The organism is Streptomyces sp. NPDC001315 (assembly GCF_042896175.1).
GTDB lineage: Bacteria > Actinomycetota > Actinomycetes > Streptomycetales > Streptomycetaceae > Streptomyces.
The window spans coordinates 195,610-220,099 of the sequence record NZ_JBIAWZ010000005.1; the positions used below are offsets into that span (position 1 = coordinate 195,610).

General features: G+C 71.7%; 20 protein-coding genes. 6 read left to right on the forward strand and 14 right to left on the reverse strand.

Features of this window, described 5'->3' with window-relative positions:
- Positions 1 to 180 precede the first annotated feature (180 nt).
- Entirely contained in the window at positions 181 to 930 is a 750-nt protein-coding gene (locus ACFY16_RS16980; protein WP_390647901.1) for an enoyl-CoA hydratase/isomerase family protein, read from the forward strand.
- Here the strand turns inward: ACFY16_RS16980 and ACFY16_RS16985 are convergent.
- Entirely contained in the window at positions 908 to 1,351 is a 444-nt protein-coding gene (locus ACFY16_RS16985; protein WP_390647902.1) for a hypothetical protein, read from the reverse strand. The two genes, ACFY16_RS16980 and ACFY16_RS16985, sit on opposite strands and share 23 nt — an antisense overlap.
- Positions 1,352 to 1,480: 129 nt before the next feature.
- Here ACFY16_RS16985 and ACFY16_RS16990 point away from each other — a divergent pair, with 129 nt between their 5' ends.
- Positions 1,481 to 3,895, forward strand: coding sequence for a Tex family protein (locus ACFY16_RS16990; RefSeq protein ID WP_390647903.1), 2,415 nt, complete (start codon positions 1,481 to 1,483; stop codon positions 3,893 to 3,895).
- Positions 3,896 to 3,961: 66 nt separating this feature from the next.
- Here ACFY16_RS16990 and ACFY16_RS16995 read toward each other — a convergent pair whose 3' ends face one another.
- Together ACFY16_RS16995 and ACFY16_RS17000 are read right to left on the reverse strand one after the other, a co-directional pair.
- Positions 3,962 to 5,602: an ABC-F family ATP-binding cassette domain-containing protein gene (locus ACFY16_RS16995; RefSeq protein WP_390647904.1), complete on the reverse strand. Its 1,641-nt coding sequence runs from the start codon at positions 5,600 to 5,602 to the stop codon at positions 3,962 to 3,964.
- A 48-nt stretch (positions 5,603 to 5,650) separates the two neighbouring features.
- On the reverse strand, positions 5,651 to 6,673 hold the full coding sequence (locus ACFY16_RS17000) for an oxidoreductase (RefSeq protein ID WP_390647905.1): 1,023 nt from the start codon (positions 6,671 to 6,673) through the stop codon (positions 5,651 to 5,653).
- A gap of 66 nt (positions 6,674 to 6,739) precedes the next feature.
- Between ACFY16_RS17000 and ACFY16_RS17005 the strand changes: the two genes are divergently transcribed.
- Positions 6,740 to 7,693, forward strand: coding sequence for an FAD-dependent oxidoreductase (locus ACFY16_RS17005; RefSeq protein WP_390647906.1), 954 nt, complete (start codon positions 6,740 to 6,742; stop codon positions 7,691 to 7,693).
- Between the two features lie 53 nt (positions 7,694 to 7,746).
- Here the strand turns inward: ACFY16_RS17005 and ACFY16_RS17010 are convergent, their stop codons facing one another.
- Complete coding sequence (locus ACFY16_RS17010; protein ID WP_390647907.1) at positions 7,747 to 9,690, reverse strand: Xaa-Pro dipeptidyl-peptidase; 1,944 nt, start codon at positions 9,688 to 9,690, stop codon at positions 7,747 to 7,749.
- A 198-nt stretch (positions 9,691 to 9,888) separates the two neighbouring features.
- Here ACFY16_RS17010 and ACFY16_RS17015 point away from each other — a divergent pair, with 198 nt between their 5' ends.
- Positions 9,889 to 11,373, forward strand: a complete 1,485-nt coding sequence (locus ACFY16_RS17015) for a M1 family metallopeptidase (protein WP_390647908.1) — start codon at positions 9,889 to 9,891, stop codon at positions 11,371 to 11,373.
- A 50-nt stretch (positions 11,374 to 11,423) separates the two neighbouring features.
- Here ACFY16_RS17015 and ACFY16_RS17020 read toward each other — a convergent pair whose 3' ends face one another.
- From ACFY16_RS17020 to ACFY16_RS17030, 3 genes are read right to left on the reverse strand one after another with little or no spacing between them, the layout of a single operon-like run.
- Positions 11,424 to 12,347: an adenosine kinase gene (locus ACFY16_RS17020; protein ID WP_390647909.1), complete on the reverse strand. Its 924-nt coding sequence runs from the start codon at positions 12,345 to 12,347 to the stop codon at positions 11,424 to 11,426.
- Positions 12,344 to 12,868 carry a macro domain-containing protein gene (locus ACFY16_RS17025; RefSeq protein WP_390647910.1) on the reverse strand — a complete coding sequence of 175 codons (525 nt, stop codon included), beginning with the start codon at positions 12,866 to 12,868 and terminating at the stop codon, positions 12,344 to 12,346. The genes ACFY16_RS17020 and ACFY16_RS17025 overlap by 4 nt, the downstream gene beginning before the upstream one ends.
- Before the next feature lie 42 nt (positions 12,869 to 12,910).
- Positions 12,911 to 14,386, reverse strand: coding sequence for an amino acid permease (locus ACFY16_RS17030; protein ID WP_390647911.1), 1,476 nt, complete (start codon positions 14,384 to 14,386; stop codon positions 12,911 to 12,913).
- Positions 14,387 to 14,676: 290 nt separating this feature from the next.
- Here ACFY16_RS17030 and ACFY16_RS17035 point away from each other — a divergent pair, with 290 nt between their 5' ends.
- Positions 14,677 to 15,381 (forward strand): MerR family transcriptional regulator, encoded by a 705-nt coding sequence (locus ACFY16_RS17035; RefSeq protein WP_390647912.1) that lies wholly within the window; start codon positions 14,677 to 14,679, stop codon positions 15,379 to 15,381.
- A 67-nt stretch (positions 15,382 to 15,448) separates the two neighbouring features.
- On the opposite strand, the gene ACFY16_RS17040 is transcribed toward ACFY16_RS17035, so the two are convergent.
- The 3 genes from ACFY16_RS17040 to ACFY16_RS17050 form a co-directional block, all read right to left on the reverse strand.
- The gene (locus ACFY16_RS17040; protein ID WP_390647913.1) at positions 15,449 to 17,626 is read right to left on the reverse strand and encodes a 3-hydroxyacyl-CoA dehydrogenase NAD-binding domain-containing protein; all 2,178 of its coding nucleotides are present in this window, start codon (positions 17,624 to 17,626) and stop codon (positions 15,449 to 15,451) included.
- A gap of 39 nt (positions 17,627 to 17,665) precedes the next feature.
- The gene (locus ACFY16_RS17045) at positions 17,666 to 18,880 is read right to left on the reverse strand and encodes an acetyl-CoA C-acetyltransferase (protein ID WP_351136806.1); all 1,215 of its coding nucleotides are present in this window, start codon (positions 18,878 to 18,880) and stop codon (positions 17,666 to 17,668) included.
- Positions 18,881 to 18,944: 64 nt separating this feature from the next.
- Complete coding sequence (locus ACFY16_RS17050) at positions 18,945 to 20,081, reverse strand: CaiB/BaiF CoA transferase family protein (protein WP_390647914.1); 1,137 nt, start codon at positions 20,079 to 20,081, stop codon at positions 18,945 to 18,947.
- A gap of 349 nt (positions 20,082 to 20,430) precedes the next feature.
- Between ACFY16_RS17050 and ACFY16_RS17055 the strand changes: the two genes are divergently transcribed.
- Positions 20,431 to 21,609 (forward strand): saccharopine dehydrogenase family protein, encoded by a 1,179-nt coding sequence (locus ACFY16_RS17055; RefSeq protein WP_390647915.1) that lies wholly within the window; start codon positions 20,431 to 20,433, stop codon positions 21,607 to 21,609.
- 79 nt (positions 21,610 to 21,688) lie between these two features.
- Here ACFY16_RS17055 and mmpA read toward each other — a convergent pair whose 3' ends face one another.
- The 4 genes from mmpA to ACFY16_RS17075 form a co-directional block, all read right to left on the reverse strand.
- The gene (mmpA, locus tag ACFY16_RS17060) at positions 21,689 to 21,835 is read right to left on the reverse strand and encodes a morphogenic membrane protein MmpA (RefSeq protein ID WP_390647916.1); all 147 of its coding nucleotides are present in this window, start codon (positions 21,833 to 21,835) and stop codon (positions 21,689 to 21,691) included.
- Between the two features lie 153 nt (positions 21,836 to 21,988).
- Positions 21,989 to 22,699, reverse strand: coding sequence for an endonuclease V (locus ACFY16_RS17065; RefSeq protein ID WP_390647917.1), 711 nt, complete (start codon positions 22,697 to 22,699; stop codon positions 21,989 to 21,991).
- A 42-nt stretch (positions 22,700 to 22,741) separates the two neighbouring features.
- Positions 22,742 to 23,071: a plasmid stabilization protein gene (locus ACFY16_RS17070; RefSeq protein ID WP_390647918.1), complete on the reverse strand. Its 330-nt coding sequence runs from the start codon at positions 23,069 to 23,071 to the stop codon at positions 22,742 to 22,744.
- A 71-nt stretch (positions 23,072 to 23,142) separates the two neighbouring features.
- A complete protein-coding gene (locus tag ACFY16_RS17075) occupies positions 23,143 to 24,231 on the reverse strand; it encodes a WD40/YVTN/BNR-like repeat-containing protein (RefSeq protein WP_390647919.1) in 1,089 nt (362 codons plus the stop codon).
- Positions 24,232 to 24,490 lie beyond the last annotated feature (259 nt).

Consider the following 24,490-nt stretch of genomic DNA (forward strand, 5'->3'; position numbering starts at 1 on the left):
GGCCAGAAGTCAGCGATTATCGAGCACCTCTGGCCGTTGGCGTACGACATCGTCGGTTGCGAGACCGAATCTGTCCTGGTCGCGCCGACTTCGCGAACTATTCGGGTTGTACGGGTTTGGTGGCGGCACCGACCACCCTGATGGATCACGCGTTCCACGCCTGCGGCTAGCATCCGCCGCATGGAGCCCCAGCTGCTGCACAGCGTCACCGATTCGGTCGCCACCGTCGTCATCCACCATCCGGCCAAGCGCAACGCCATGACGGCCGCGATGTGGCGGGCGCTGCCCCCGCTGCTGGACGCCATGGCCGCCGATCCCGGCGTACGGGCCCTGGTGCTGACCGGGGAAGGGGGCACGTTCTGCGCGGGGGCCGACATCTCCACCCTCCAGGGCTCGCCCGAGGAGGCGCAGCGGCTGGCCGTGCTCGCCGAGGAGGCGCTGGCCGCCTTCCCGAAGCCGACGCTGGCCGCGGTGCGGGGGCACTGTGTGGGTGGGGGCTCGCAGCTGGCGGCGGCCTGCGATCTGCGGTTCGCGGAGGAGGGCGCGCTGTTCGGGGTGACGCCGGCGAAGCTGGGGATCGTCTATCCCGCCTCCTCCACCAGGAGACTGGCGTCGCTGGTCGGTCCGGCCGCCACCAAGTACCTGCTGTTCTCCGGCGAGTTGATCGACGCGGAGCGGGCGCTGCGCACGGGTCTGGTCGACGAGGTGCTGCCCGTGGGCGAACTCGGCAAGCGGGTCGCGGAGTTCACCCGCATCCTGTCGTCGCGCTCACAGCTGACCCAGGCCGCGGCGAAGGAGTTCGCGAACGGACGCACCGACCGCGACGCGCATTGGGCGCAGCGGGCGCGCGAAAGCGACGACACCGCGGAGGGCGTCGCCGCGTTCCTGGAGCGCAGGCAGCCGCGCTTCACCTGGACCACGTCAGGATGAAGCGGCTCCGCGCGCGCAGCTCGGCGACGATGTGCTCGGGTGCCTTCTCGGGGGAGCCCGCGTCGTAGGGCGGCTGCGGGTCGTGTTCGGTCCCCAGTTGGACAGCGTCTCTGGACCTCTTGAGGATCCTGGGTCGTCGCGCGGCCCCGAAAGGTGGAAGCGGTAACGAGCGCGGACGAGTCCGGGCCGATCCTTGGGTGGGGTCGACCTCGATCGCCGGGTGGTCGCGGGCGAGCTTGCCGCAGTAGGCCCAGTGGGGCGTCGCACGGTGGCCGTCCAGCAGGCCCGCCGCGGCGAGCAGGATCGCCCGGGTGCAGACGGAGACGAGGCGTTCGGCGCGCGAGGTTCGCTGCGCCGTGCGGTCGATTCCTGGCGGGCCGGAGGACGGCCGCAACGACGGGTTCCCCGCCTTTCCTGCCATCGACGTGCCGGCGTCCTGCCAGGGAGGATTCGACGCAGCGCCGCTCCGTCACCCCGCCCTGAGCCCCCGTTGTCGGTGCCACCTGCCACAATTGCCGCGCAACCTCAGTGGAGAAGGCGGTACGGGATCGTGACGACACCCCTCGTAGGGTCCATCGAAGGCAGGATCGCCGAGGAGCTCGGCGTACGGGAGCGGCAGGTCAAGGCTGCCGTGGAGCTGCTCGACGGCGGTTCGACGGTGCCCTTCGTCGCCCGCTACCGCAAGGAAGCGACCGAGATGCTCGACGATGCGCAGCTGCGCACGATCGAGGAGCGGCTGCGCTATCTGCGGGAGCTGGAGGAGCGGCGGACGGCGATCCTGGAGTCGGTGCGCGAGCAGGGCAAGCTCACCGAGGAACTTCAGGCGCAGATCCGGGGTGCCGAGACCAAGGCACGCCTGGAGGACATCTACCTGCCGTACAAGCCCAAGCGGCGCACCAAGGCGCAGATCGCGCGCGAGGCGGGCCTCGAGCCGCTCGCCGAGGGGCTGCTCGGCGACCCGACCGTGGCGCCCCTTGCCGCGGCCGCCGCGTTCGTCGACGCCGACAAGGGCGTGGCCGATCCGCAGGCCGCGCTGGACGGCGCCCGCGCGATCCTCACCGAGCGGTTCTCGGAGGACGCCGACCTCATCGGCGAGCTGCGCGAGCGCATGTGGGTACGCGGCCGCCTCGCCGCCAAGGTCCGGGAGGGCAAGGAGGAGGCGGGCGCCAAGTTCGCCGACTACTTCGACTTCGCCGAGCCGTTCACCGAGCTGCCCTCGCACCGCGTCCTGGCGATGCTGCGTGGTGAGAAGGAGGAGGTCCTCGACCTCGTCCTGGAGCCGGAGGAGCCGACGGAGGGTCCTTCGTCGTACGAGGGCATCGTCGCGCACCGCTTCGGGATCGCCGAGCGCGGGCGCCCCGGCGACAAGTGGCTGACGGACACGGTCCGCTGGGCGTGGCGCACCCGCCTTCTCGTCCACCTCGGCATCGACCTGAGGCTGCGGCTGCGTACGGCCGCCGAGGACGAGGCGGTCAACGTCTTCGCGGCGAACCTGCGGGACCTGCTGCTGGCCGCCCCGGCGGGCACACGCGCGACGCTGGGCCTGGACCCCGGTTTCCGTACGGGCGTGAAGGTGGCCGTGGTCGACGCGACCGGCAAGGTGGTGGCGACCGACGTCATCTACCCGCACGTCCCGGCCAACAAGTGGGACGAGGCCGTCGCCAAGCTCGCGCGGCTCGCCGAGGAGCACGCGGTCGAGCTGATCGCCATCGGCAACGGCACGGCGTCCCGCGAGACCGACAAACTCGCCGGTGAACTCATCACCAGGCATCCCGAGTTGAAGCTCACCAAGGTGATGGTGTCCGAGGCGGGCGCGTCCGTGTACTCGGCCTCCGCCTTCGCCTCGCAGGAGCTGCCCGACATGGACGTGTCGCTGCGCGGCGCGGTCTCCATCGCGCGCCGGCTCCAGGACCCGCTGGCCGAGCTGGTGAAGATCGACCCGAAGTCGATCGGTGTCGGCCAGTACCAGCACGACCTGTCCGAGGTGAAGCTGTCGCGTTCGCTGGACGCGGTGGTCGAGGACTGTGTGAACGGCGTCGGCGTGGACGTGAACACGGCATCCGCCCCGCTGCTCTCGCGCGTGTCCGGCATCTCCTCCGGGCTGGCCGAGAACATCGTGGCCCACCGGGATGCGAACGGCCCGTTCAAGTCCCGTTCCCAGCTGAAGGGCGTGGCCCGGCTCGGTCCCAAGGCCTACGAGCAGTGCGCGGGCTTCCTGCGGATCCGGGGCGGAGACGACCCGCTGGACGCGTCCAGCGTGCACCCGGAGGCGTATCCGGTGGTGCGGCGCATGGTGAAGACCTCGGGGCAGGAGGTGGCCTCGCTCGTCGGCAACACCTCCGTGCTGCGGTCGCTGAAGCCGAACGACTTCGTGGACGAGACGTTCGGTCTGCCGACGGTGACCGACATCCTCAAGGAGCTGGAGAAGCCGGGGCGCGACCCGCGGCCCGCCTTCAAGACGGCCACCTTCAAGGAGGGCGTCGAGAAGATCTCCGACCTCTCCTCCGGGATGATCCTGGAGGGCGTCGTGACGAACGTGGCGGCCTTCGGGGCGTTCATCGACGTCGGCGTCCATCAGGACGGTCTGGCGCACGTCTCCGCGCTGTCGAAGACGTTCGTCAAGGACCCGCGGGACGTCGTGAAGCCCGGCGACATCGTCAAGGTGAAGGTCCTCGACGTGGACATTCCGCGCAAGCGCATCTCACTGACGCTGCGGCTGGACGACGAGGCGGCGCCGCAGGACGCCGAGCGGACCTCCGGTGGGGGCCGTCAACAGCGGGGCGGGCGTCCGCCTCAGCAGCGGCAGCAACAGCGGCAGGGACAGGGCCAGCAGGGGCAGGGCCAGCAGCGGCAGGGGCGTGGTGGGAGCGGCGGTGCCCGTCAGGCACCCGCCCCGGCCAACAGCGCGATGGCCGACGCGCTGCGCCGGGCGGGGCTGCTGGACCAGAAGAAGGGCAGGAGCTGAACCGACGGGCCCGACCCCCGACGTCGTACGGGGCCGGGCCCGTCACACCGGACAGCGGCAGGGAGGTCAGCGTTCCGTCACCTTGCCGTCCGCCACCTCCAGGCGGCGTGTCACGTGGACCGCGTCCAGCATGCGGCGGTCGTGGGTGACCAGCAGGAGCGTGCCCTCGTAGGCGTCGAGGGCCGACTCCAGTTGCTCGATGGCCGGCAGGTCGAGGTGGTTGGTCGGCTCGTCGAGGACGAGGAGGTTGACGCCCCTGCCCTGGAGCAGGGCCAGCGCCGCGCGGGTGCGTTCGCCGGGTGACAGGGTCGACGCCTGGCGCAGCACGTGGTCCGACTTCAGGCCGAACTTGGCCAGCAGGGTGCGGACCTCGACCGGTTCGGTGTCGGGGACCGCCGCGCAGAACGCGTCCAGCAGGGACTCGGAGCCGTGGAACAGCAGGCGGGCCTGGTCGACCTCGCCGACCAGGACGCCGGAGCCGAGGGCGGCATGGCCCGCGTCCAGCGGGACGCGGCCGAGGAGCGCGCCGAGCAGGGTCGACTTGCCGGCGCCGTTCGCGCCGGTGACCGCGACCCGGTCCGCCCAGTCGATCTGGAGGGACACCGGGCCGAACGTGAAGTCGCCGCGCCGTACCTCGGCGTCCCGCAGGGTCGCCACGACCGCGCCCGAGCGCGGTGCCGCGGCGATCTCCATGCGCAGGTCCCACTCCTTGCGCGGTTCGTCGACGGTCTCGAGCCGTTCGATCATGCGCTGGGTCTGCCGGGCCTTCGCGGCCTGCTTCTCGCTGGCCTCGCTGCGGAACTTGCGGCCGATCTTGTCGTTGTCGTTGTTCGCCTTGCGCCGGGCGTTCTTGACGCCCTTGTCCATCCAGGAGCGCTGCATCTGGGCGCGGTCCTGGAGGGCGGCCCTCTTGTCGGCGTACTCCTCGTAGTCCTCGCGGGCGTGCCTGCGGGCCACGTCCCGCTCCTCCAGGTAGGCCGCGTAGCCGCCGCCGTAGAGGTTGATCTGCTGCTGGGCGAGGTCGAGTTCGAGGACCTTGGTGACGGTGCGGGTGAGGAACTCGCGGTCGTGGCTGACGACGACGGTGCCGGCGCGCAGGCCGGTCACGAAGCGTTCGAGGCGCTCCAGGCCGTCGAGGTCGAGGTCGTTGGTGGGCTCGTCGAGCAGGAAGACGTCGTAGCGGGAGAGGAGGAGGGAGGCCAGGCCCGCGCGGGCGGCCTGGCCGCCGGACAGGGATGTCATCGGCTGCTCCAGGCCGACGCCGAGGCCGAGCGAGTCGGCGACCTCCTCGGCCCGCTCGTCCAGGTCGGCTCCGCCCAGGCCGAGCCAGCGTTCCAGGCTCGTCGCGTAGGCGTCGTCGGCGCCCGGGGCGCCGTCGACCAGCCCCTGGGTGGCCTCGTCCATCGCCAGCTGGGCCGCGGCGACCCCGGTGCGGCGGGCGAGGAACTCCCGCACGCTCTCGCCGGGCCGCCGCTCCGGCTCCTGCGGGAGATGGCCGACGGTCGCCGTCGGCGGGGAGAGCCTGAGCTCACCCTGCTCCGGTGTGCTCAGTCCGGCGAGCAGGCGCAGCAGCGTGGACTTGCCGGCGCCGTTGGCACCGACGAGACCGATCACGTCACCGGGCGCGACGACGAGGTCGAGCCCGGTGAAGAGGGAGCGGTCGCCGTGTCCGGCGGCGAGGTTCTTGGCGACGAGGGTGGCAGTCATCAGGTCGTCGATCCTACGACAGGGCCTGGCGGCCGGATGGCGGACCGGTCAGCGGGGCATCGCCTCCACCAGCACGCTTCCCGACGTCCTGGCCACGACGAAGGACGCGCCCCTGACCGCCTTCGCGTCGAGGGCGATGCGGTGCCGGCCGGGTTCCAGGACGCCGTCGAAGACCTCGTGCGTGTGGGCGCGGGAGAGACGGTCGAGGCGGTACGTGGTCAGTCGGACCCGGCAGGACGAGGTGACCTCGACGCCCGCCTCTCCGTCGGCGGCGACCAGCCGGGTGAGGCGGCGCTGACCCGCGGGGCTGCGGTCCAGGGCGTGTTCGATCTGGGCGACGAGCAGCGGGACGATCGGGGCGAGGCCCTCGACATAGGCGACGTCGAGTCCGGCGCGCTCGAAGGAGCCGCGCACGGCGGCGCGTTCCGCCGCGCCCACCGTGGCGCCGAAGGCGACGGCGCCGTAGGCGCGCAGCTCGTCGGCGGGGACGTCGTGTGCGTCGCGGGTGATGTCGGCGCCGATGCCGATGGTGCGCAGGGCGGCGGCGAGCTTGGCCAGGACGGCGACGCGGGCGCCGATCAGCAGCACCCGGCGGCGGCTCGCGTGGTCGTGGCCGTTCAACAGGGAGTGCAGAGCGGCTCGGTACTCGCGGCCGTGGAAGCGGAAGGGGCCGATGCCGTGGTAGCCGTTGAGCTCCAGGTCGACGTCCTGCTCCGTCTGCCAGGCGAAGTCCCGCCAGACGTAGTCGTCGCCGTGTCTGTCGATGACGGCGGTGACCGCGCCGCAGGCGAGGTCGGCGCACTCGGGGCAGCCGTAGATGACGTACCGTCCGCCGGGCAGTGGCGCCTGTGCCTCCAGGAGGAGGTTGCGCACCTGCTCGGTGAAGATCGCGGGCGGGACGTCGGAGGCGAGCGGGGAGACGGCGTCGAGGTCGGAGAGCTGGTACAGCAAGGGGCGTCCGTCCACGACGAAGTCCAGGAAGTCCCGGTGGATCTGGTAGCCACCGTCGGCGAGCACCGCACCGGCGCGCATCGCCGGGGCCAGTCCGAAGGTCACGTACTCGGCAGACATGCTGTGAGTATTCCCAGAGTCGCGGCGTTCTGAGCACGGCATGACAGATTCCGCTAACGTCCCCGCGTGGCACGTGGATCGAGTGACGATGTGATCGTGATCGGCGGCGGGGTGATCGGGCTGACGACGGCCGTCGTGCTGGCCGAACGCGGCCGGCGGGTGCGGGTGTGGACGCGGGATCCCGTCGAGCGGACCACCTCGGCCGTCGCCGGCGCGCTGTGGTGGCCATACCACATCAAGCCCGTCGCGTCGGCGCGGGCGTGGGCACTGCGGTCCCTGGACGTGTACGAGGAGCTGGCCGAGCGGCCCGAGACGACCGGCGTACGCCTGGTCGAAGGGGTGCTGGGCGAGACGGACCTCGACGAGGTGGCCGGCTGGGCGTCCGCCCGGCTGCCGGGCCTGCGTGCGGCGACGGCGGACGAGTACGCCGGGACGGGAGTGTGGGCGCGGCTGCCGCTGATCGACATGGCGGCGCATCTGCCGTGGCTGCGGGAGCGGTTGGTGAAGGCGGGCGGCTCGGTCGAGGAGCGTACGGTGTCCGACCTGGCGGAAGCGGAAGCCCCGGTCGTCGTCAACTGCACGGGGCTGGGCGCCCGCGGCCTGGTGCCGGACCCCTCGGTACGGCCCGTGCGGGGGCAGTTGGTCGTCGTGGAGAACCCCGGGATCCGCACCTGGCTCGTCGCCACGAACGCCGCGGGCGAGATGGCGTACTTCTTTCCGCAGCCGGGCCGGCTGCTCCTGGGCGGCACCGCGGAGGACGACGTCTGGTCCGCGGAGCCCGATCCGGCGGTGGCGGAGGCGATCGTACGGCGGTGTGCGGCGCTGCGGCCGGAGATCGCCGGGGCGCGGATCCTGGGGCACCGGGTGGGCCTGCGGCCCGCGCGCGAGACCGTACGGCTGGAGCGTGAACCCCTGCCGGACGGACGGGCGTTGGTGCACCACTACGGCCATGGTGGCGCGGGCGTGACGGTGGCCTGGGGATGCGCGGAGGAGGCGGCCGCGCTGGCCGCCTCCTCCTGAGCGTTCACGGGATCCGAGCGCCTACGGGATCTGAGCACTCACGGGAGGAGCGTCTACGGGATCCGGTGGGCGTTCAGCGGTGCCCGTACGCCGTCCAGGGTTCCGGCGTCGACCGCTTCGGCCGCCGATCCGGCCGTGGCGTGCGCGAAGGCGGCCGCGCCGCCGACCAGCGGGACCCGGGCCGAGGTGCGGGACAGGTCCAGGGTGAGGGTCGGGGTGGTGGAGGGCGGGTCGATGAGGTCCTTGTCCGTGCCCGCCACGATCAGCGCCAGGCGGTGTCCCTTGGGCACGACGTGGTCGGTGGCGGCCAGGTCCAGGGTGATCGTGTACGCCTTGCCCGGGGTGAGCGGGACGCCCTTCAGGTCGGAGGCGTAGTTGCCGAGATCGGCCCAGCCGCGGCTGAGGACCGTGTAGTCGACGGCGGCGGTCTTCGCCTGGGTCTCCTTGAAGCAGGCGCTGTCGCCGGTGCTGCTCACGCCCCAGCAGGTGCGGTCGGTGAGGGTGGTGATGCCCTCGCCGCTCGCCGCGTAGTCGCGGATGGTGTCTGGGCCGAGGTCGACCAGGACGGCGGAGAGGTGGGCCGTCGCGGTCGTCGGGGTCGCGGTGACGGTGACCTCGGAGGAACCGGACAGGCGCAGGTCGCCGGTGAGGGGACCGGTCACGAAGCCCGCCTTGTCCGGCGTGGCGGTGTCGATCTGCGCGGCCCAGTCGGTTTCGCTGAGCCGCGGGTTGTCGGTGAAGGTCTCGGTGCCGGTGCTCTTGCTCAGGCCGAGGGTACCGACGCCCGCCTCGGAGCCGTTCGCGGGGCGCAGGGTCGTCGCCAGGGTGCCGCGCGGGGGCCAGACCGTCGAGGTGGCCCACTGGTCGGGGTGGCCTTCGATGTCGGCCATGGGCTCGCGGTCGATGCCGTTGTCGTAGCCGAGGAGTTCGTGGTCGAACCAGCGGTGCAGGGTGTCGACCCAGGCGGTGCGGCGGAAGTCGAAGGGGTCGACGTGGCCGGTCCGGGACAGCCAGATCTTGCGCTCGACGCCCTCGTCGGCGAGGGCGTCCCACCACTGGCCGAAGTTCTTGGTGCGGACGTTGAGGTCCTGGAGGCCGTGGACGAGGAAGACGCTAGCCTTCACCTTGCTCGCGTCCTTGACGTAGTCGCGCTCGGTCCACAGGCCGGTCCAGTCGCCGGTGCGCGGGGCCTCGTCGACGAGTTTCTGCTGCACGGCGGCGCACTTGGTGCGGGCGTCGGGGCTGTCGACGTAGTCGGAGAGCCAGTCGGGGCCGGAGTCGTAGAGCGGGGCGCCCTTGGCGAAGTAGTAGTCGTACCAGGAGGAGATGGCGCTGATCGGGACGATGGTCTTCAGGCCCTTGACACCGGTGGCGGCGACGCCGTTGGCGATGGTGCCGTCCCAGCTCTTGCCGATCATGCCCGTGCTGCCGTCCGTCCAGCTCGCCCGCACCTTGGTCGTGCCGGTGCGGGTGGTGTACGCCCTCGCCCGGCCGTTCAGCCAGTCGATCACGGCCTTCGCGGACTGGATGTCGGAGCGGCCGCCGACGTCGACGCAGCCGTCGGAGCGGTTGGTGCCGGCGAGGTCGACGCCGACGAAGGCGTAGCCGCGGGGCACGAAGTAGTTGTCGTAGAACAGCGGCATCTGGACCACGTTGCCGGCGGCGTCGTACGTCTTCTTCTGGCTCTCGTTGCCGCGGCCGCAGCAGGAGTAGTAGGGGCTGGCGTCCATGATGACGGGCACCTTGCGGCCCTGCTCGGCCGCTTCGCGGGGCCGGACGATGTCGGCGGCGACGCGGTCGGTCTTCCCGTCGCCGTCGCCGTCGAGACCGGTGTCCACCCAGACGGCCTCACGGACGGCGTCGGCGTAGGAGTAGACGGGCCTGCTCTCCCGCGGGGCGCCGTGGGCCGCCGCCGGAGTGAGGAAGGCGGCCATGAGGGCGGCGACGGCCGCTGTCGCGAGCGTTCTCCAGGTCGTGAAGCGCATGCGTTTTGGCATGCGCGGACGGTACATCGGTCAACTCCCGTGCAGAAGACGGCAACCGGACGCCCTTGGGACGGGGCAGAGTGGTGGGACCGTTCGGCTCGTGACGGCCGAATGGCGATCGTGTGACAGCGGGGAGCGTCGACACGCGTGGGGGCACAGGTACTCAATAGGCTCCGAACAGACTTCGTGCCCCTACGACTTGGAGCTTTCGTGCACCGCAGAATCATCGCGCCGGGCGCACTCGCTGCGGCTTCCGTGTTGCTGGCGATCCCGGCATCCGCCGCGAGCCACTCCCCCGGCGCACCGGGCATCGGCGACCCCTACTACCCGGCCTACGGCAACGGCGGATACGACGTCTCCCACTACGACATCCGGCTGACGTACCAGCCGGCCACGGACGAGCTGGAGGGTACGGCGACGATCCTGGCGAAGACCACACAGGACCTGTCGCGCTTCGACCTGGACTTCCTGCTCGACGTGAGCGAGGTGCGCGTCAACGGCGCCAAGGCGACGTTCGCGACCTCCGGGCAGCACGAGCTGGTGGTCACCCCGAAGTCCCCGCTCGCCAAGGGCACGCCGGTCACGGTCGTCGTCCGCTACAGCGGAGTGCCGTCCACGAAGAGCGCGTACGGCTTCTCCACCTGGCACCGCACCCCGGACGGCGCCGTCGCGGCCGACGAGCCCGAGTCGGCCTGGTGGTGGTTCCCGAGCAACGACCACCCGCTCGACAAGGCGACCTACGACGTGTCCGTGGCCGTGCCGGACGGCACCCGGGCCATCTCCAACGGCACGCTCCAGTCGACGAGTTCACGCCTCGGCTGGACCCGCTACAACTGGCGCTCCAACAAGCCGCAGGCGACCTATCTGACCACCCTGGCCATCGGTGGGTTCGACATCACGACCGGCACGTCCGACGGCGGCGTCCCCGTCGTCAACGCCTACAGCGAGGACCTCGGCGACAACGACGGGGCGGCACGGGCGAGCGTGGAGCGCACCGGCGAGCTCGTCGACTGGCTGAGCGGCTACTTCGGGCCGTATCCCTTCAGCTCCGCGGGCGGCTACGTGCCCAACACGACCACCGGGTTCGCGCTGGAGACCCAGACCCGCGTCTACTACAGCCCACGGCAGTTCGCGAACGGCTCCAACACCTCGGTGGTCGTACACGAGCTGGCGCACCAGTGGTACGGCGACTCCGTGTCCCTGAAGGGCTGGAAGGACATCTGGATCAACGAGGGCTTCGCGCGCTACGCCCAGTGGTTGTGGTCCGAGCACGAGGGCGAGGGCACGACCCAGGAGCTCGCCGACTACGTGTACGCCTCGCACCCGGCCGACGACGCCTTCTGGACCGTCGAACCCGGTGACCCCGGCCCGGACAACCAGTTCGACATCGCCGTCTACGACCGGGGCGCGCTGGCGATCCAGGCGCTGCGCAACGAGATCGGCGACGACGCGTTCTTCGCCGTCCTGAAGGGCTGGCCACAGGAGCACGCGTACGGCAACGCGTCGGTCGCCGACTTCCAGGCGTACGCCGAGCGGGTGTCCGGGAAGTCCCTCACCGCGCTGTTCGACGCCTGGTTGTTCCAGCCGTCGAAGCCGGCTGCGCCGACGGCCTCCCTGGCGAAGGCCTCCTCGGTTCCCGTGCAGCCGAGGTCATGGAAGAAGATCGCGGCTACGAACGACGTGCACGAGAACTGATCGTCGCGGTGTGAGCGGCTCGGGGCCGGTGCCCCGGGCCGCCCAGCGCCCTAGCGTGTGGTGGTCCACGCCTCCGGCTCGCCGACCCGGGCGAGGAGTTCGTCCCGGCCGATCGCGTCGGCCTGCGTGGCCGGCACGGTGCAGGCGTGGGCGCCGGCCACCGCGCCGTACCGGGCGCACCGCTGCGGCGCCTCGCGGTTCAGCCAGCCGAAGAGGAACGCGGACGCGAAGGCGTCGCCCGCGCCGTTGGAGTCCACCACCGGCGACGCGGGCGCGACCGCCGGTATGTGGGTCAGCTCGTCGTCGGCCAGCAGATAGGCGCCCTCGGCTCCGGCCGTGGCGACCACCACCTCGGCCCGGCCGCGGTCGGCGATGCGGCGCATGGTCCGCTCGGGGTCGGACAGCGCGGTCGTGGACAGGAAGACGACGTCCGCGCTGTAGGCGAACGGCTCCTGGTAGGGGTTCTCGCCGTCCCAGTTGTGCAGGTCGGTGGAGATGCTCACGCCGGCCTCGCGCAGCAAGGGCAGCGCGTGGGCGCAGGGCTGGGTGATGGACACGTGCGCGTGGCGGCTCGCCTCGGCCAGGGCCCGGACCGTGGCCTCGGGGAGGCGGTCGTCGGCGTGGCCGCGGCTCGTGTCGTACAGGGACAGGCGGCGGCCGTCCGGGCTCACGAGGTTGACGGCGCGCTTGGTGCCGGCGGGCTGCGGGATCTCGGTGAGGGCGATGCCCTTCTCCCGGTGCAGGGCGCGCACCAGGTCGCCCTCGGGGTCGTCGCCGAGCAGGTCGAGGTGGTGGGTGCGCAGGCCGAGGGCGCTCAGACCGAGGGCGACGAAGTCGCCGGTCTGTCCGGCGCGGGCCCTGATCCCGCTGTCGATCATGTAGCTGTCGGCGTACGGGAGCGGCAGCTCCGGCACGTACACGATCGTGTCCACGCCCGCGCCGCCCAGCACGAGGACGTCGGTGTCACGGCTCAACTCGGCCCCTCCCCATGGTCGTACACCGTCACTTCGATGCCCCGCTTCACCAGCCGCTCGGCGATGAGCGGCTCGATGCGGGACCACTTCCCACCGGCCAGGCCGCAGCCTATCCGGGGCATGTGGACGGAGGCGCCCCTTTCGATCACCCGGTCGGCGAGGCGGCCCAGCGCGGCGTCGATCGCCTCGTAGCGCACGGGGACGCCCTTGCTGCCTATGGGGGTCCCCCCGCGCGAGCGAAGCCGAGCGTGGGGGACCATGCCCCGCTGACCCACCATGTTGGCCACCCATACATACGGCTCGACCTGGACGAGCTGGACCGCGCCCAGGCCGGAGTCGTTCGACGCGCGGGCGCGGTGCCAGGCGCGGTACGCCGCCTCCGGCTCGGGCCAGCGGCGGGACACGGCCAGGACGAAGCCCTTTCCCCATCCCCCGATGTCGTTGCAGACATGGGCGATCACCTTGACGCCCTTGACCGACGGCACGGTGGCGTCACCCCGGACATACGTGATCTCCGACATGACGCCATTGTGGGCGCAGGCACTGACAGTGGCCGTGACCAGCTAGTTCGTGTGCTTCGAGAGCTCGGTCAGCTCCTGGTCCGCGGACTGGCCGACCCTGCGTCGCAGCGCGAACCAGCCGCCGACCAGCAGGACCGCGATCACGGGGATGAGCAGGAGCGTCTTGCGGCCGACCTCGGCGTCGTTCCACATCAGGCCGAGCACGGCGAGCAGGAAGGCGATCGTGACGATCTCCGTGACGGGACTGCCGGGCAGCCGGAAGGAGGGCCGGACGACCTGGCCGACCTTGGCCCGGCGGACGAAGACCAGGTGGCAGATCATGATGATCACCCAGGTGCTGATGATGCCGAGGGAGGCCACGTTCAGCACGATCTCGAAGGCCTGGCTCGGCATGAGGTAGTTCAGGCCGACGCCGAGCACGCACACCGCGCAGGTCAGCAGGATGCCGCCGTAGGGGACCTGGCTGCGGTTCATGCGGGCGGTGAACTTCGGCGCGGAGCCCGCCATCGCCATGGAGCGCAGGATGCGGCCGGTGGAGTACAGGCCGGAGTTCAGCGACGACATGGCGGCGGTCAGGACCACGAGGTTCATGACGTCGCCGGCCGCCGGGATGCCGATCTTCGACAGGACCGTCACGAACGGGCTCTGGTCGGCCGAGTACACCGAGCCGGGCAGCAGCAGGGCGAGCAGGACGACCGAGCCGACGTAGAACAGGCCGACCCGCCACATGATCGAGTTCACCGCGCGCGGGACGACCTTCTCCGGCTCGGCGGTCTCACCGGCGGCGACGCCGACCAGTTCCAGGGCGGCGTACGCGAAGATCACGCCCTGCATGACGAGGACGACCGGCATCGCACCGTGGGGGAGGAACCCTCCGTGGTCGGTGATCACGTGCAGGCCGGGCGTGCTGCCGCCCACGTCGTGCTGCGTGGCCAGCAGGAAGATGCCGATCAGCATGAAGCCGACGAGCGTGGCGACCTTGACGATCGCGAACCAGAACTCCATCTCGCCGAAGATCTTCACCGAGATGAGGTTGACGGCCAGGACCACCGCCAGCGCGATCAGGGCGAGCAGCCACTGGGGGATGCTCGTGAACATGCTCCAGTAGTGCGTGTAGAGCGCGATCGCGGTGATGTCGGCGATGCCGGTCGTCGACCAGTTCAGGAAGTACATCCAGCCGGCGACGTAGGCGCCCTTCTCGCCGAGGAACTCGCGCGCGTACGACACGAAGGAACCGGAGGACGGGCGGTACAGGACCAGCTCGCCGAGGGCGCGCACGACGAAGAAGGCGAAGACGCCGCAGACGAGGTAGGCGAGCGCGAGGGCCGGGCCCGCGTTGTGGAGGCGGCCGCCTGCGCCCAGGAAAAGTCCGGTGCCGATCGCGCCGCCGATCGCGATCATGTTGACGTGGCGGTGCTTGAGGTTCTTGCTGTAGCCGGCGTCGCCCGCGTCCGCGGGCGTCCCGGTCGCCTGGGGGTGGGCGGCGACCTGTGCCGTGTGCACGGCGTCCTTGGTCACGGGTGGTACCACTCTCTGGTGCTCCCGGGCATCGCGGGCCCGGGCTTCCGTATGGGCAGAGGCCGTGCCTGCCGTTGGTGTCGCGGCACAGGCCGAGCCAGCACCTTCCCAGACGGATCGGACCCCATGCGATGGTTCACGTCACATGGCGTCACTTCTCACACGGTCGTCACATGGTGCGACGCACGGTCCCCGATCATGCGATGCCCAGGTCGCCGAAGGCGCGATGCGCGGGGCCGATGGTGCGATCCAGGTGTCACAGCACCGGTGAGACAGCGATACTGCTGCGCATGACGACCGACGCCGAGGAGCCGACCCTCACCATCGACGAGCTGGCCGCCCGGGCGGGAGTCACGGTCCGCACGGTGCGGTTCTACGGCACCAAGGGTCTGCTGCCGCCGCCGGTGATCGGTCCGCGCCGGGTGGGGCACTACGGCCGGGAGCACCTCGCGCGGCTGGCACTGATCGAGGAGCTGCAGCACCAGGGCATGACACTGGCGGCGATCGAACGCTATCTGCGCCGGCTGCCCGCGGACCTGAGCGCGCACGACCTCGCCCTGCACCGGGCGGTGGTCGCGTCCTGGGCGCCGGACGTGGTGGAAACGGTGTCCCGTGAGGAACTGCGGCGCCGGGCGGGGCGGCCGCTGGACGAGGAGGACGTGGACCGGCTGGTGGCGATGGACGTCGTCGAGCGGGCCGGGGACGGCTACCGCGTCGACCTCGGGCTGCTGCGGCTCGGTGTGGAGCTGCTGGACGTGCCGCTCGCCCAGGAGTCGATCCTCGCGGCCAGGAACGTGCTACTGGAGCACTCGCGCGCGGCGGCGCACGAGCTGTCCCAGCTGCTGCGCGGCGAGGTCTCGGAGCGCGACGCCCGGGCGGTGAAGTCGCTGTCCGCGCACATGCAGCCGCTGATCGTGCAGGCGCTGCTGACCACCTTCCAGCGATCGCTCAGGCAGGAGCTGCGGGAGTGGCTCCCGGGCACGCCCCCGGCCTAGGTCCTGTCCGGTCTCCCCGTCCGGGCTGTGGCGCCCGGACGGGGAGACCGGGCCGCTCGGCGGCAGGTCAGCGCGCGTCCGTGAAGGTCTCCCCCTGGTCCGCCTTCTCCACCAGCAGGGCGGGCGGGGTGAAGCGGTCTCCGTAGCGCTCGGCGAGTTCACGCGCGCGTGCCACGAATCCGGGCAGGCCACCTTCGTAGCCGTTGATGTACTGCAGGACGCCGCCGGTCCAGCCGGGGAAGCCGATGCCGAAGATCGAGCCGATGTTGGCGTCGGCGACGGACGTCAGTACGCCCTCCTCGAGGAGCTTGACGGTGTCGAGCGCCTCGGAGAAGAGCATGCGTTCCTGCATGTCCTCGAACGGGATCTGGCGGCCGGGCTCGGTGAAGTGCTCTCGCAGCCCGGGCCACAGGCCTGCGCGCCTGCCGTCCTCCCCGTACTCGTAGAAGCCGGCGCCGCCGCTGCGGCCGGTGCGGCCGAACTCGTCGACCATGCGGTCGATGACCGCCTCGGCGGGGTGCGCGGGCCAGGTGCCGCCGGCCTCCTCGACGGCCCGCTTCGACTCGTTGCGGATCTTGCGGGGCAGGGTGAGCGTGAGCTCGTCCATCAGGGACAGCACCTTCGCCGGGTAGCCCGCCTGGGCGGCCGCCTGCTCGATGGACGCGGGCTCGATGCCCTCGCCGACCATCGCCACGCCCTCGTTGATGAAGTGCCCGATCACCCGCGAGGTGAAGAAGCCGCGCGAGTCGTTGACGACGATCGGCGTCTTCTTGATCTGCCGGACCAGGTCGAAGGCGCGGGCGAGAGCCTCCTCGCCGGTCCGCTCGCCCTTGATGATCTCGACGAGCGGCATCTTGTCGACGGGCGAGAAGAAGTGCAGCCCGATGAAGTCGGTCTGGCGTTCGACGCCTTCGGCGAGTGCGGTGATGGGGAGCGTGGAGGTGTTGGAGCACAGCAGGGCGTCGGGCTCGACGATGTGCTCGATCTCCTGGAACACCTTGTGCTTGAGCGCCGTGTCCTCGAAGACGGCCTCGATCACCGCGTCACAGCCCGCCAGGTCCCTCGGGTCGGCGGTGGGGGTGATGCGGGCGAGCAGTTCGTCCGCCTTGTCCTGGGTCGTGCGGCCCCGGGAGACCGCCTTGGCGCACAGCTTCTCGGAGTAGCCCTTGCCCTTGACGGCCGCCTCCAGCGAGACGTCCTTGAGGACGACGTCGATGCCCGCGCGGGCGCACGAGTAGGCGATGCCCGCGCCCATCATCCCGGCGCCGAGCACGGCGACCCTGCGGACCTGGCGGGGTTCGACGCCCTTGGGCCGGTTGGCGCCGGAGTTGACGGCCTGGAGGTCGAAGAAGAAGGCCTGGATCATGTTCTTCGAGGTCTGGCCCGCCGCCAGTTCCACGAAGTAGCGGGCCTCGATGACCTGGGCGGTCTCGAAGTCGACCTGGGCGCCCTCGACGGCGGCCGCGAGGATGTTGCGCGGGGCCGGGTAGGGGGCACCGTTGGTCTGCTTGCGCAGGTTGGCGGGGAAGGCCGGCAGGTTCGCCGCGAACTTCGGGTTGGCCGGGGTGCCGCCGGGGATGCGGTAGCCGGGCTTGTCCCAGGGCTGCTGCGACTCGGGGTTGGCGTCGATGAAGGCGCGGGCCTTGGCGAGCATGTCCTCGGGCGTGGCCGCCACTTCGTGGACGAGTCCGTTGTCCAGGGCGCGCTGCGGGCTGTACTGGGTGCCCTGGAGCAGCACCTTCAGCAGTGCGTCGGTGATGCCGAGCAGGCGTACGGTGCGGACGACGCCGCCGCCTCCGGGGAGCAGGCCGAGGGTGACCTCGGGGCAGCCGATCTTGGAGCCGGGGGCGTCGAGAGCGATGCGGTGGTGGCAGGCGAGGGCCAGTTCGTAGCCGCCGCCCAGGGCCGCGCCGTTGATCGCCGCGACGACCGGCTTGCCGAGGGTTTCGATGCGGCGCAGGTTCCGCTTGATCTCGAGGCCGCCGTCGAGGAGCTCCTGGGCGGTGTCGGGCGTGACCCGGATCAGGTCGCGCAGGTCGCCGCCCGCGAAGAAGGTCTTCTTGGCGGAGGTGACGATGATGCCCCGGATGGAGTCCTTCTCGGCCTCCAGGCGGTCCGTGATCACGGCGAGCGACTCGCGGAACGCCTGGTTCATGGTGTTCGCGGACTGGTCGGGGTCGTCGATCACGAGGGTGACGACGCCGGTGCGGTCCTGTTCCCAGCGGATGGTGGTGCTCTTGGTCATGACAGGTGTCTCCGTAGAAGTCTGAGGTCCGCCGGGGAGTTACAGGCGCTCGACGATGGTGGCGATGCCCATGCCGCCGCCCACGCAGAGCGTGGCGAGGCCGTACCGCTTGTCCTGGCGCTCCAGTTCGTCGACGAGGGTGCCGAGGATCATCGCGCCGGTGGCACCGAGCGGATGGCCGAGCGCGATCGCGCCGCCGTTGACGTTGACCTTGTCCAGGGACAGGCCCATGTCCTTCACGAAGCGCAGGACGACGGCCGCGAAGGCCTCGTTGATCTCGACGAGGTCGATGTCGTCGATGGTCAGGCCGGCCTTGGCGAGGGCCTTGCGGGTGGCGGGCGCGGGCCCGGTGAGCATGATGGTCGGCTCGGAGCCGGAGACGGCCGCCGAGACGATCCGCGCGCGCGGGGTGAGCCCGTACCGCTCGCCGACCTCCTTCGAGCCGATGGCGACGAGCGACGCGCCGTCCACGATGCCGGAGGAGTTGCCCGCGTGGTGGACGTGGTCGATCTTCTCCACCCAGTGGTACTTCTGCAGGGCCACGGCGTCGAAGCCGCCCAGCTCGCCGATGTCGGCGAACGACGGCTTCAGCTTGGCCAGCGAGTCGGCGGTGGTGCCGGGGCGCGGGTGCTCGTCGTGGTCGAGGACGACGAGGCCGCTGCGGTCCTTCACGGGGACGACGGAGCGCTCGAAGCGGCCCTCCTTCCAGGCCGTGACCGCGCGTTCCTGGGAGAGCGCCGCGTACTCGTCGACGTCCCGCCGTGAGAAGCCCTCGATGGTGGCGATGAGGTCGGCGCCGATGCCCTGCGGCACGAAGTTGACGGCGAGGTTGGTCATCGGGTCGTTGAACCAGGCGCCGCCGTCGGAGGCCATCGGCACCCGGGACATCGACTCGACGCCACCGGCGAGGACGAGGTCCTCCCAGCCCGACCGCACCTTGGCGGCGGCCATGTTGACGGCCTCCAGGCCCGAGGCACAGAAGCGGTTCTCCTGGACGCCCGCGACCGTGTCCGGCAGTCCGGCGGCGACGGCGGCGATCCGTGCGATGTCGGAGCCCTGGTCGCCGACCGGGCCGACGACACCGAGCACGATGTCGTCGATCGCAGCCGGGTCGAGGCCCGGGAAGCGGTCGCGGATCTCGTGGATGAGTCCGACGACCAGGTCGATGGGCTTCGTGCCGTGCAGGGCCCCATTGGCCTTGCCGCGCCCGCGCGGGGTGCGGATCGCGTCGTACACGTACGCTTCGGTGCTCACTGACAAGCCTTTCAACGAGGGTTTTCTGCCGAGCGGTATCAGGGGCGTCGGAACCGGGCGTCCATCAGGCGCCGTCCGCCAGGAGTCCGGGTATCTCCCAGTCGCGGGCCACGTCCGCCGTGTCGGCACCCGGTTGCGCGGGGCCGGTGCGAACGGCCGTGGGTGTCGCGGAGAAGCGGGGGGCGGGGGCCGGCTGGGTGATGCCGCCGTGGTCGGTGAAGGTGCCGCGGGCGGCGAGGTGCGGGTGGTGCGGGGCCTCGCGCAGCGACAGAACGGGGGCCACGCACGCGTCGGAGCCCTCGAAGACGGCCGTCCACTCGTCCCTCGTACGGGTCAGGAAGCGGGCCGCGACCGCCTCGCGCAGCTCACCCCAGCGGGTCCAGTCCTTACGTGCCGGACCGAAGTCCTTCAAGCCGATGAGGTCCAGGAACTCCTCGTAGAACTGCCGCTCCAGAGCGCCGACCGCCATGTACTTCCCGTCAGCGGTCTCGTACGTGCCGTAGTACGGGCAGCCGCCGTCGAGGAGGTTGGCCCCGCGCCGGTCCTGCCAGCCACCCGCGGCGAGCATGCCGTGGATCATCGCGGCGAGGTGGGAGGCGCCGTCGACGATGGCGGCGTCGACGACCTGCCCGGTGCCGCACGCGCGCGCGTGATGGAGGGCGGCGAGGACGCCGACGACCAGGTAGAGGGAGCCGCCCGCGTAGTCGCCGACCAGGTTGGCGGGCACGGTCGGCGGCTCGTCCGGGTCGCCGATCATGCCCAGGGTGCCGGTGAGCGCGATGTACGCGACGTCGTGCCCGGCACGATGGGCGAGGGGGCCCTGCTGGCCCCAGCCGGTCATCCGGCCGTAGACGAGCCGCGGGTTGCGGGCGTGGCAGGCCTCGGGGCCGACACCGAGGCGCTCGGCGACGCCGGGCCGGTAGCCCTCGATGAGGATGTCGGCGCGGGAGGACAGGTCGAGGACGCGGGCGGGTCCGTCCGCCGCCTTCAGGTCCACGACCACGGAGCGCTTGTTGCGGTTGGTGATGTCGTACGCCGGGTCGATCGCGAGTCCGGGGCCGACAGGGCGGTCCACCCGGACGACGTCGGCGCCCAGGTCGGCGAGGAGCATGGCGGCGAACGGGCCGGGCCCGATCCCCGCGAGCTCGACCACGCGCACCCCCGAGAGCGGGCCGCTCTCCGGTGTCGTTGCCGCTGTCATCCAGCCCCCTGAAACCGTGACCGTGACACAAGTGATGTAACACCAATGATGCTAAGAACACGTTCTACGCAGCACAAGACCTGGGCGAGCAAGCGCTTAGCCAAGTATGTACGGCGCGTCGCGGGTCCGCCGCCCGACAGCGCGCTCGGCCGCGCCGTCATCGCCCGTCCAGCTCCGCCGTCACCCGGTCGGACCTGCGAGGCGGGCGGACTCGCGCACTTTCTCCCACTTCTTCAGGGCTCTGCTGCGCTCGGCCACCTGGCACCTCCGGGCTCGTCGTCGGGCTCCGCACTCCTCACGCTAGCCTCAGCCACCGACAGCGGCGCGGCTGCACGAGGCAAGGGGTGTCATGAGCAGGCTGACCAGGACGGACCGTCCGTACGACATCGTGCTCTTCGGAGCCACCGGCTTCGTCGGGACGCTCACCGCGGAGTACCTGGCCGCCCACGCGCCCGAGGGCCTGCGCTGGGCGATCGCCGGCCGCGGTGAGCGCAAGCTGGACGAGCTGCGCGACCGGCTGCCCGGCGGCAAGGAGATCGGGCTGCTGCGGGCGGACGTGTCCGACCCGGCCTCGCTGCGCGAACTCGCCGAGCACGCGCGCGTGGTGGCCACGACCGTCGGCCCCTACATCAGTTACGGCGAGGAGCTCGTCGCCGCCTGCGCGGAGAGCGGCACGGACTATCTCGACCTCACGGGTGAACCGGAGTTCGTGGACCTCATGTACGTCCGCCATGACGCACGCGCGCGTGAGACCGGTGCGCGGCTGGTGCACGCGTGCGGTTTCGACTCGGTCCCGCACGACCTGGGCGCGCTCTTCACGGTGCGGCAGCTCCCGGAGGGCGTGCCGCTGACGGTGGACGGCTTCGTGACGGCGGACGCGACCTTCTCCGGCGGCACGTTCGCCTCGGCGCTGAACCAGTTCGCCCGCGGACGGCAGATGGTGGCCGCCGCACGGGACCGCGGACGGCACGAGCCGCGGCTCATGGGCCGCCGGGTCTCGGCACCGACGGGCGCGCCCCGGTTCGCCGGGGAGATCGGCGCCTGGGCGCTGCCCCTGCCGACCATCGACCCGCAGATCGTTCGGCGCTCGGCGAAGGCCCTCGAGCGCTACGGCCCCGACTTCCGCTACCGGCACTACGCAGCCGTACGGCACCTGCCCGTCGCGGTGGGCGGAGTCGCCGCGGTGGGTGCGCTGGCCGCGGCCGCCCAACTCCCACCCGCACGGCGCTGGCTGTCCGGCCGCCTCAAGCCCGGGGACGGGCCGAGCGCGGAGAAGCGGGCGAGGAGCTGGTTCTCCGTGCGCTTCGTCGGCGAGGGCGGCGGCCGGCGAGTGTTCACCGAGGTCGCCGGCGGCGACCCCGGGTACGACGAGACGGCGAAGATATTCGCGGAGTCGGCGCTCTCCCTGGCCTTCGACGACCTCCCGCCGACGGCCGGGCAGGTCACGACGGCGGTGGCGATGGGCGACGCGCTGACGGAGCGGCTGCGCCGGGCGGGGATCACCTTCCGGGTGGCGGCCGCCTTCTGACGGACGGGAGGTGCCTTCCGACGAACCGGACGGCACCTTCCGGGGAAGCGAACGGTACCTTCCGACGAACCGGACGGTCTTACAGCGGCCACTCCGCCACGGTGTAGATCATCCCGCCGATCCAGGCGAGCCCCGCCAGCACGGCGAGGATCAGCGCGGCCGTCACGGCACGCTCGACGGGCCGGTTCGGGTCGGCGAGGGGCTTCGGGGAGCGGTGCGTCGTCATGCGGCCAGCCTGCCGGTCACGCGGGCCGGGCCACATCCGTACAGATACTCAGAACAACTGCTCGGAGCGGGTACTCGGCAGCCGGACTTGCACCACTACGCCCTGGAACCCGGCGAAGGATCCGACGCCGGCGACTCCGTCCACGACGCGGAGTTACCGCGAGGTGGGCGCCTGGCGCGTCGTCGCCTCCCGAAGCGCCCGCCGGCACAGCGCGTCCGCCCTGCGGGTGGTCTCGGGGAGCCGGTGGGCGGGGGTGAGCGCGAGGGTGTGGGCGCAGGCGTTGTCCAGGCTCACCCGGTGGCCGACGGAGACGAAGACCGGCTTGACGGAGTCCCTGGTACGCAGGGCGCGGCCGACCTCCTCGCCGCCCGCCATGAGCGGCGCCGAGGTTCCGCGCCGGGTACCGGGATCGTCGTACGTGAAGGTGAACGGGTTCTTCGCGACGCCGATCGTGGGCAGGCCGGTGAGGACGCCGAGGTGGCTGGCGAGGCCGAAGCGGCGGGGGTGGGCGAGGCCGTAGCCGTCGCAGACGACCAGACCGGGCGGGCGGGGCAGGGCGTCGAGGGCGGCGAGGACCGTGGGGATCTCGCGGAAGGCGAGCAGGCCGGGCACGTACGGGAAGGAGATCCGGCCGACGGCCGTGGCCTCGGCGAGGACGTCGAGGCTCGCCGCGTCCAGGACGACGGCCGCGGCCGCGACGACGTCCCGCTCGTCGTCGTAGGCGACGTCGACGCCTGTCACGTACCCCGTCCCGGGCGGCGGTCCCGGCTCGCCGAGCACCACCCGCCCGCGCAACTCGTCCTGGACGGCGCGGGCCTCCTCCTCGGTCCCGGGCCAGCCCGCGGGAATGCGTACGGTCGTCATGGTGACCACGAGCGTACGGCCCGCTGAGCCGCGACCGGCCGTTCAGTCCTCGCGGCCGAGGGCGCGCTGCAGTTCACTCTTGTTCATGTCCGAACGGCCGTGGATGTTGCGCCGCTTGGCCTCCTCGTAGAGCTGGTCGTAGGTGGGCCCGTGGGAGCCCTTGCCGGACCGCTGGCCGCCCCTCCTGCCGGACGACATGTCCTGGGTCGAGGTGCGGCTGGCGGTCTTCGACTCGCCGGACCGGGCACGTTCCTTGTTCACCGTCCGTGCAGCGATCTCCTTGGCGCGCTCGGTGCTCTCGCCCCGGTCCTGCGCGCTCTCCTTGATGTGCTCGTACTGGCGTTCCCGCTTGGGGCTCGAACCGCGTGGCATGTCGGGTCACTCCTTTCACGACTGGGAGCCGAGTACCCAGTTCGCGCACCATGCGCCTCCCCCGGTCGGGTTCACTTCTCCAGCCGGGCCACGCGCCCCTTCTCGCCCGCGGCCCAACAGCCCAGGTCGGGAGCGCAGTCCACGGTGTCGTACGAGCCCGTGTCGAGCGTCCGCCAGGTGCGGCCGCCGTCCGTCGTCAGGTCCGTGCCGGTGGGGCCGACCGCGAGGGCGGCCGTGCGGCTGTGCGGGAGCCAGGTGACGCCGGAGCGGTAGGCGGGCGGAGGCGTGGTGGCGGACTGCCAGGTGCGGCCGTCGGAAGTGCGTGCCGCCGCCTGCGGGGACGGCTGGTCCGCGCGGTAGTCGCCGCCCACGGCGAGGCCGTGCGTACGGTCGCGGAAGGCGAGCGCGAAGACGCCGCGGGCCGGGTCGCCGGCCGGGACGGGGGTGTCGGCGGCCGTCCAGGTCAGGCCGCGGTCCGCCGAGTGCAGTACACGCGCGCGTGCACCCCCGCCGGTGGCGAGCCAGGCGTCCCGCGGCCCGGACGCGACCAGACACTGACCGCTCGCGGCGAAGCCCGCCTCGCCGTCCAGGGCGGCCGGCATGCCGTCGCTCGGCAGGACCTCCCAGGTCCGGCCGCCGTCGCCGGTGGACAGCATGCGGAACTTGCCGTCCACGGGGTCGCTCATCGCCAGGCCGTGGCGGTGGTCGAAGAAGGTGAGGCAGTCGTAGAAGGCGTTCGCGTCGGTGTTGCGGAAGGACTCCGTCCAGGTCGTTCCGCCGTCGTCGGTGCGGTACACGCGCGACGCCTCGCCCTCGCCGATGGCCAGCACCACGGCGCGTCGCGCGTCGAACGCCTCGATGTCCCGGAACTGCAGGTCGGCCGCGCCCGGCGGCGAGACGTTCCGCCAGCTCGCCCCACCGTCGGTGGTGCGCAGGACCGTGCCCCCGGTGCCGGACACCCAGGCGGTGTCCGGGCCGACGGCGGACAGTCCGCGCAAGCGCGCCTCGGGAACACCGGTGTCCTTCGGCGCCCAGTGCGGGGACCGGTGCGCCGGCGCGTGCGCCTGGGCCGGTACGGCGGCGAGCGCGGCCAGCGCGACCCCGCACACCCCCGCGGCCAGCAGCCGCTGTGTCCGTCTCGTGCGTCTCGTCTTCCCCAAGTGACCCGAGCGTCTCATGGCGGGCGAAGCTAGCCGACTCACCCGGCCGCGTCCAGAGTGCCTCCGGTCGCCCCAAGTGCCTTTCGGGGCACGGGAGAAGCTCCCCGTCACTCCCGTGATTGAAGGCGGTGACCGAGGTCACTCGGAATCCGGGTGCACGGATCGGCCGGTTCCGACGTCTCTTTAAGTGCCCGGTCCCGTCCGCCCGGAAGTCCGTCCGCCCGAAGTCCGCCCAGCCGTCACCGCCCGTCCAGCCGTC

Bases quoted from the DNA above. Each gene is read 5' to 3' on its own strand.
- ACFY16_RS17050 (WP_390647914.1), bottom strand. From the start codon at position 20,081: ATGACAGCGGCAACGACACCGGAGAGCGGCCCGCTCTCGGGGGTGCGC.
- ACFY16_RS17055 (WP_390647915.1), top strand. From the start codon at position 20,431: ATGAGCAGGCTGACCAGGACGGACCGTCCGTACGACATCGTGCTCTTC.
- ACFY16_RS17040 (WP_390647913.1), bottom strand. From the start codon at position 17,626: ATGACCAAGAGCACCACCATCCGCTGGGAACAGGACCGCACCGGCGTC.
- ACFY16_RS16985 (WP_390647902.1), bottom strand. From the start codon at position 1,351: ATGGCAGGAAAGGCGGGGAACCCGTCGTTGCGGCCGTCCTCCGGCCCG.
- ACFY16_RS16995 (WP_390647904.1), bottom strand. From the start codon at position 5,602: ATGACTGCCACCCTCGTCGCCAAGAACCTCGCCGCCGGACACGGCGAC.
- ACFY16_RS17010 (WP_390647907.1), bottom strand. From the start codon at position 9,690: ATGCCAAAACGCATGCGCTTCACGACCTGGAGAACGCTCGCGACAGCG.
- ACFY16_RS17070 (WP_390647918.1), bottom strand. From the start codon at position 23,071: ATGCCACGCGGTTCGAGCCCCAAGCGGGAACGCCAGTACGAGCACATC.
- mmpA (WP_390647916.1), bottom strand. From the start codon at position 21,835: ATGACGACGCACCGCTCCCCGAAGCCCCTCGCCGACCCGAACCGGCCC.
- ACFY16_RS17000 (WP_390647905.1), bottom strand. From the start codon at position 6,673: ATGTCTGCCGAGTACGTGACCTTCGGACTGGCCCCGGCGATGCGCGCC.
- ACFY16_RS17065 (WP_390647917.1), bottom strand. From the start codon at position 22,699: ATGACGACCGTACGCATTCCCGCGGGCTGGCCCGGGACCGAGGAGGAG.
- ACFY16_RS17025 (WP_390647910.1), bottom strand. From the start codon at position 12,868: ATGTCGGAGATCACGTATGTCCGGGGTGACGCCACCGTGCCGTCGGTC.
- ACFY16_RS16980 (WP_390647901.1), top strand. From the start codon at position 181: ATGGAGCCCCAGCTGCTGCACAGCGTCACCGATTCGGTCGCCACCGTC.
- ACFY16_RS17035 (WP_390647912.1), top strand. From the start codon at position 14,677: ATGACGACCGACGCCGAGGAGCCGACCCTCACCATCGACGAGCTGGCC.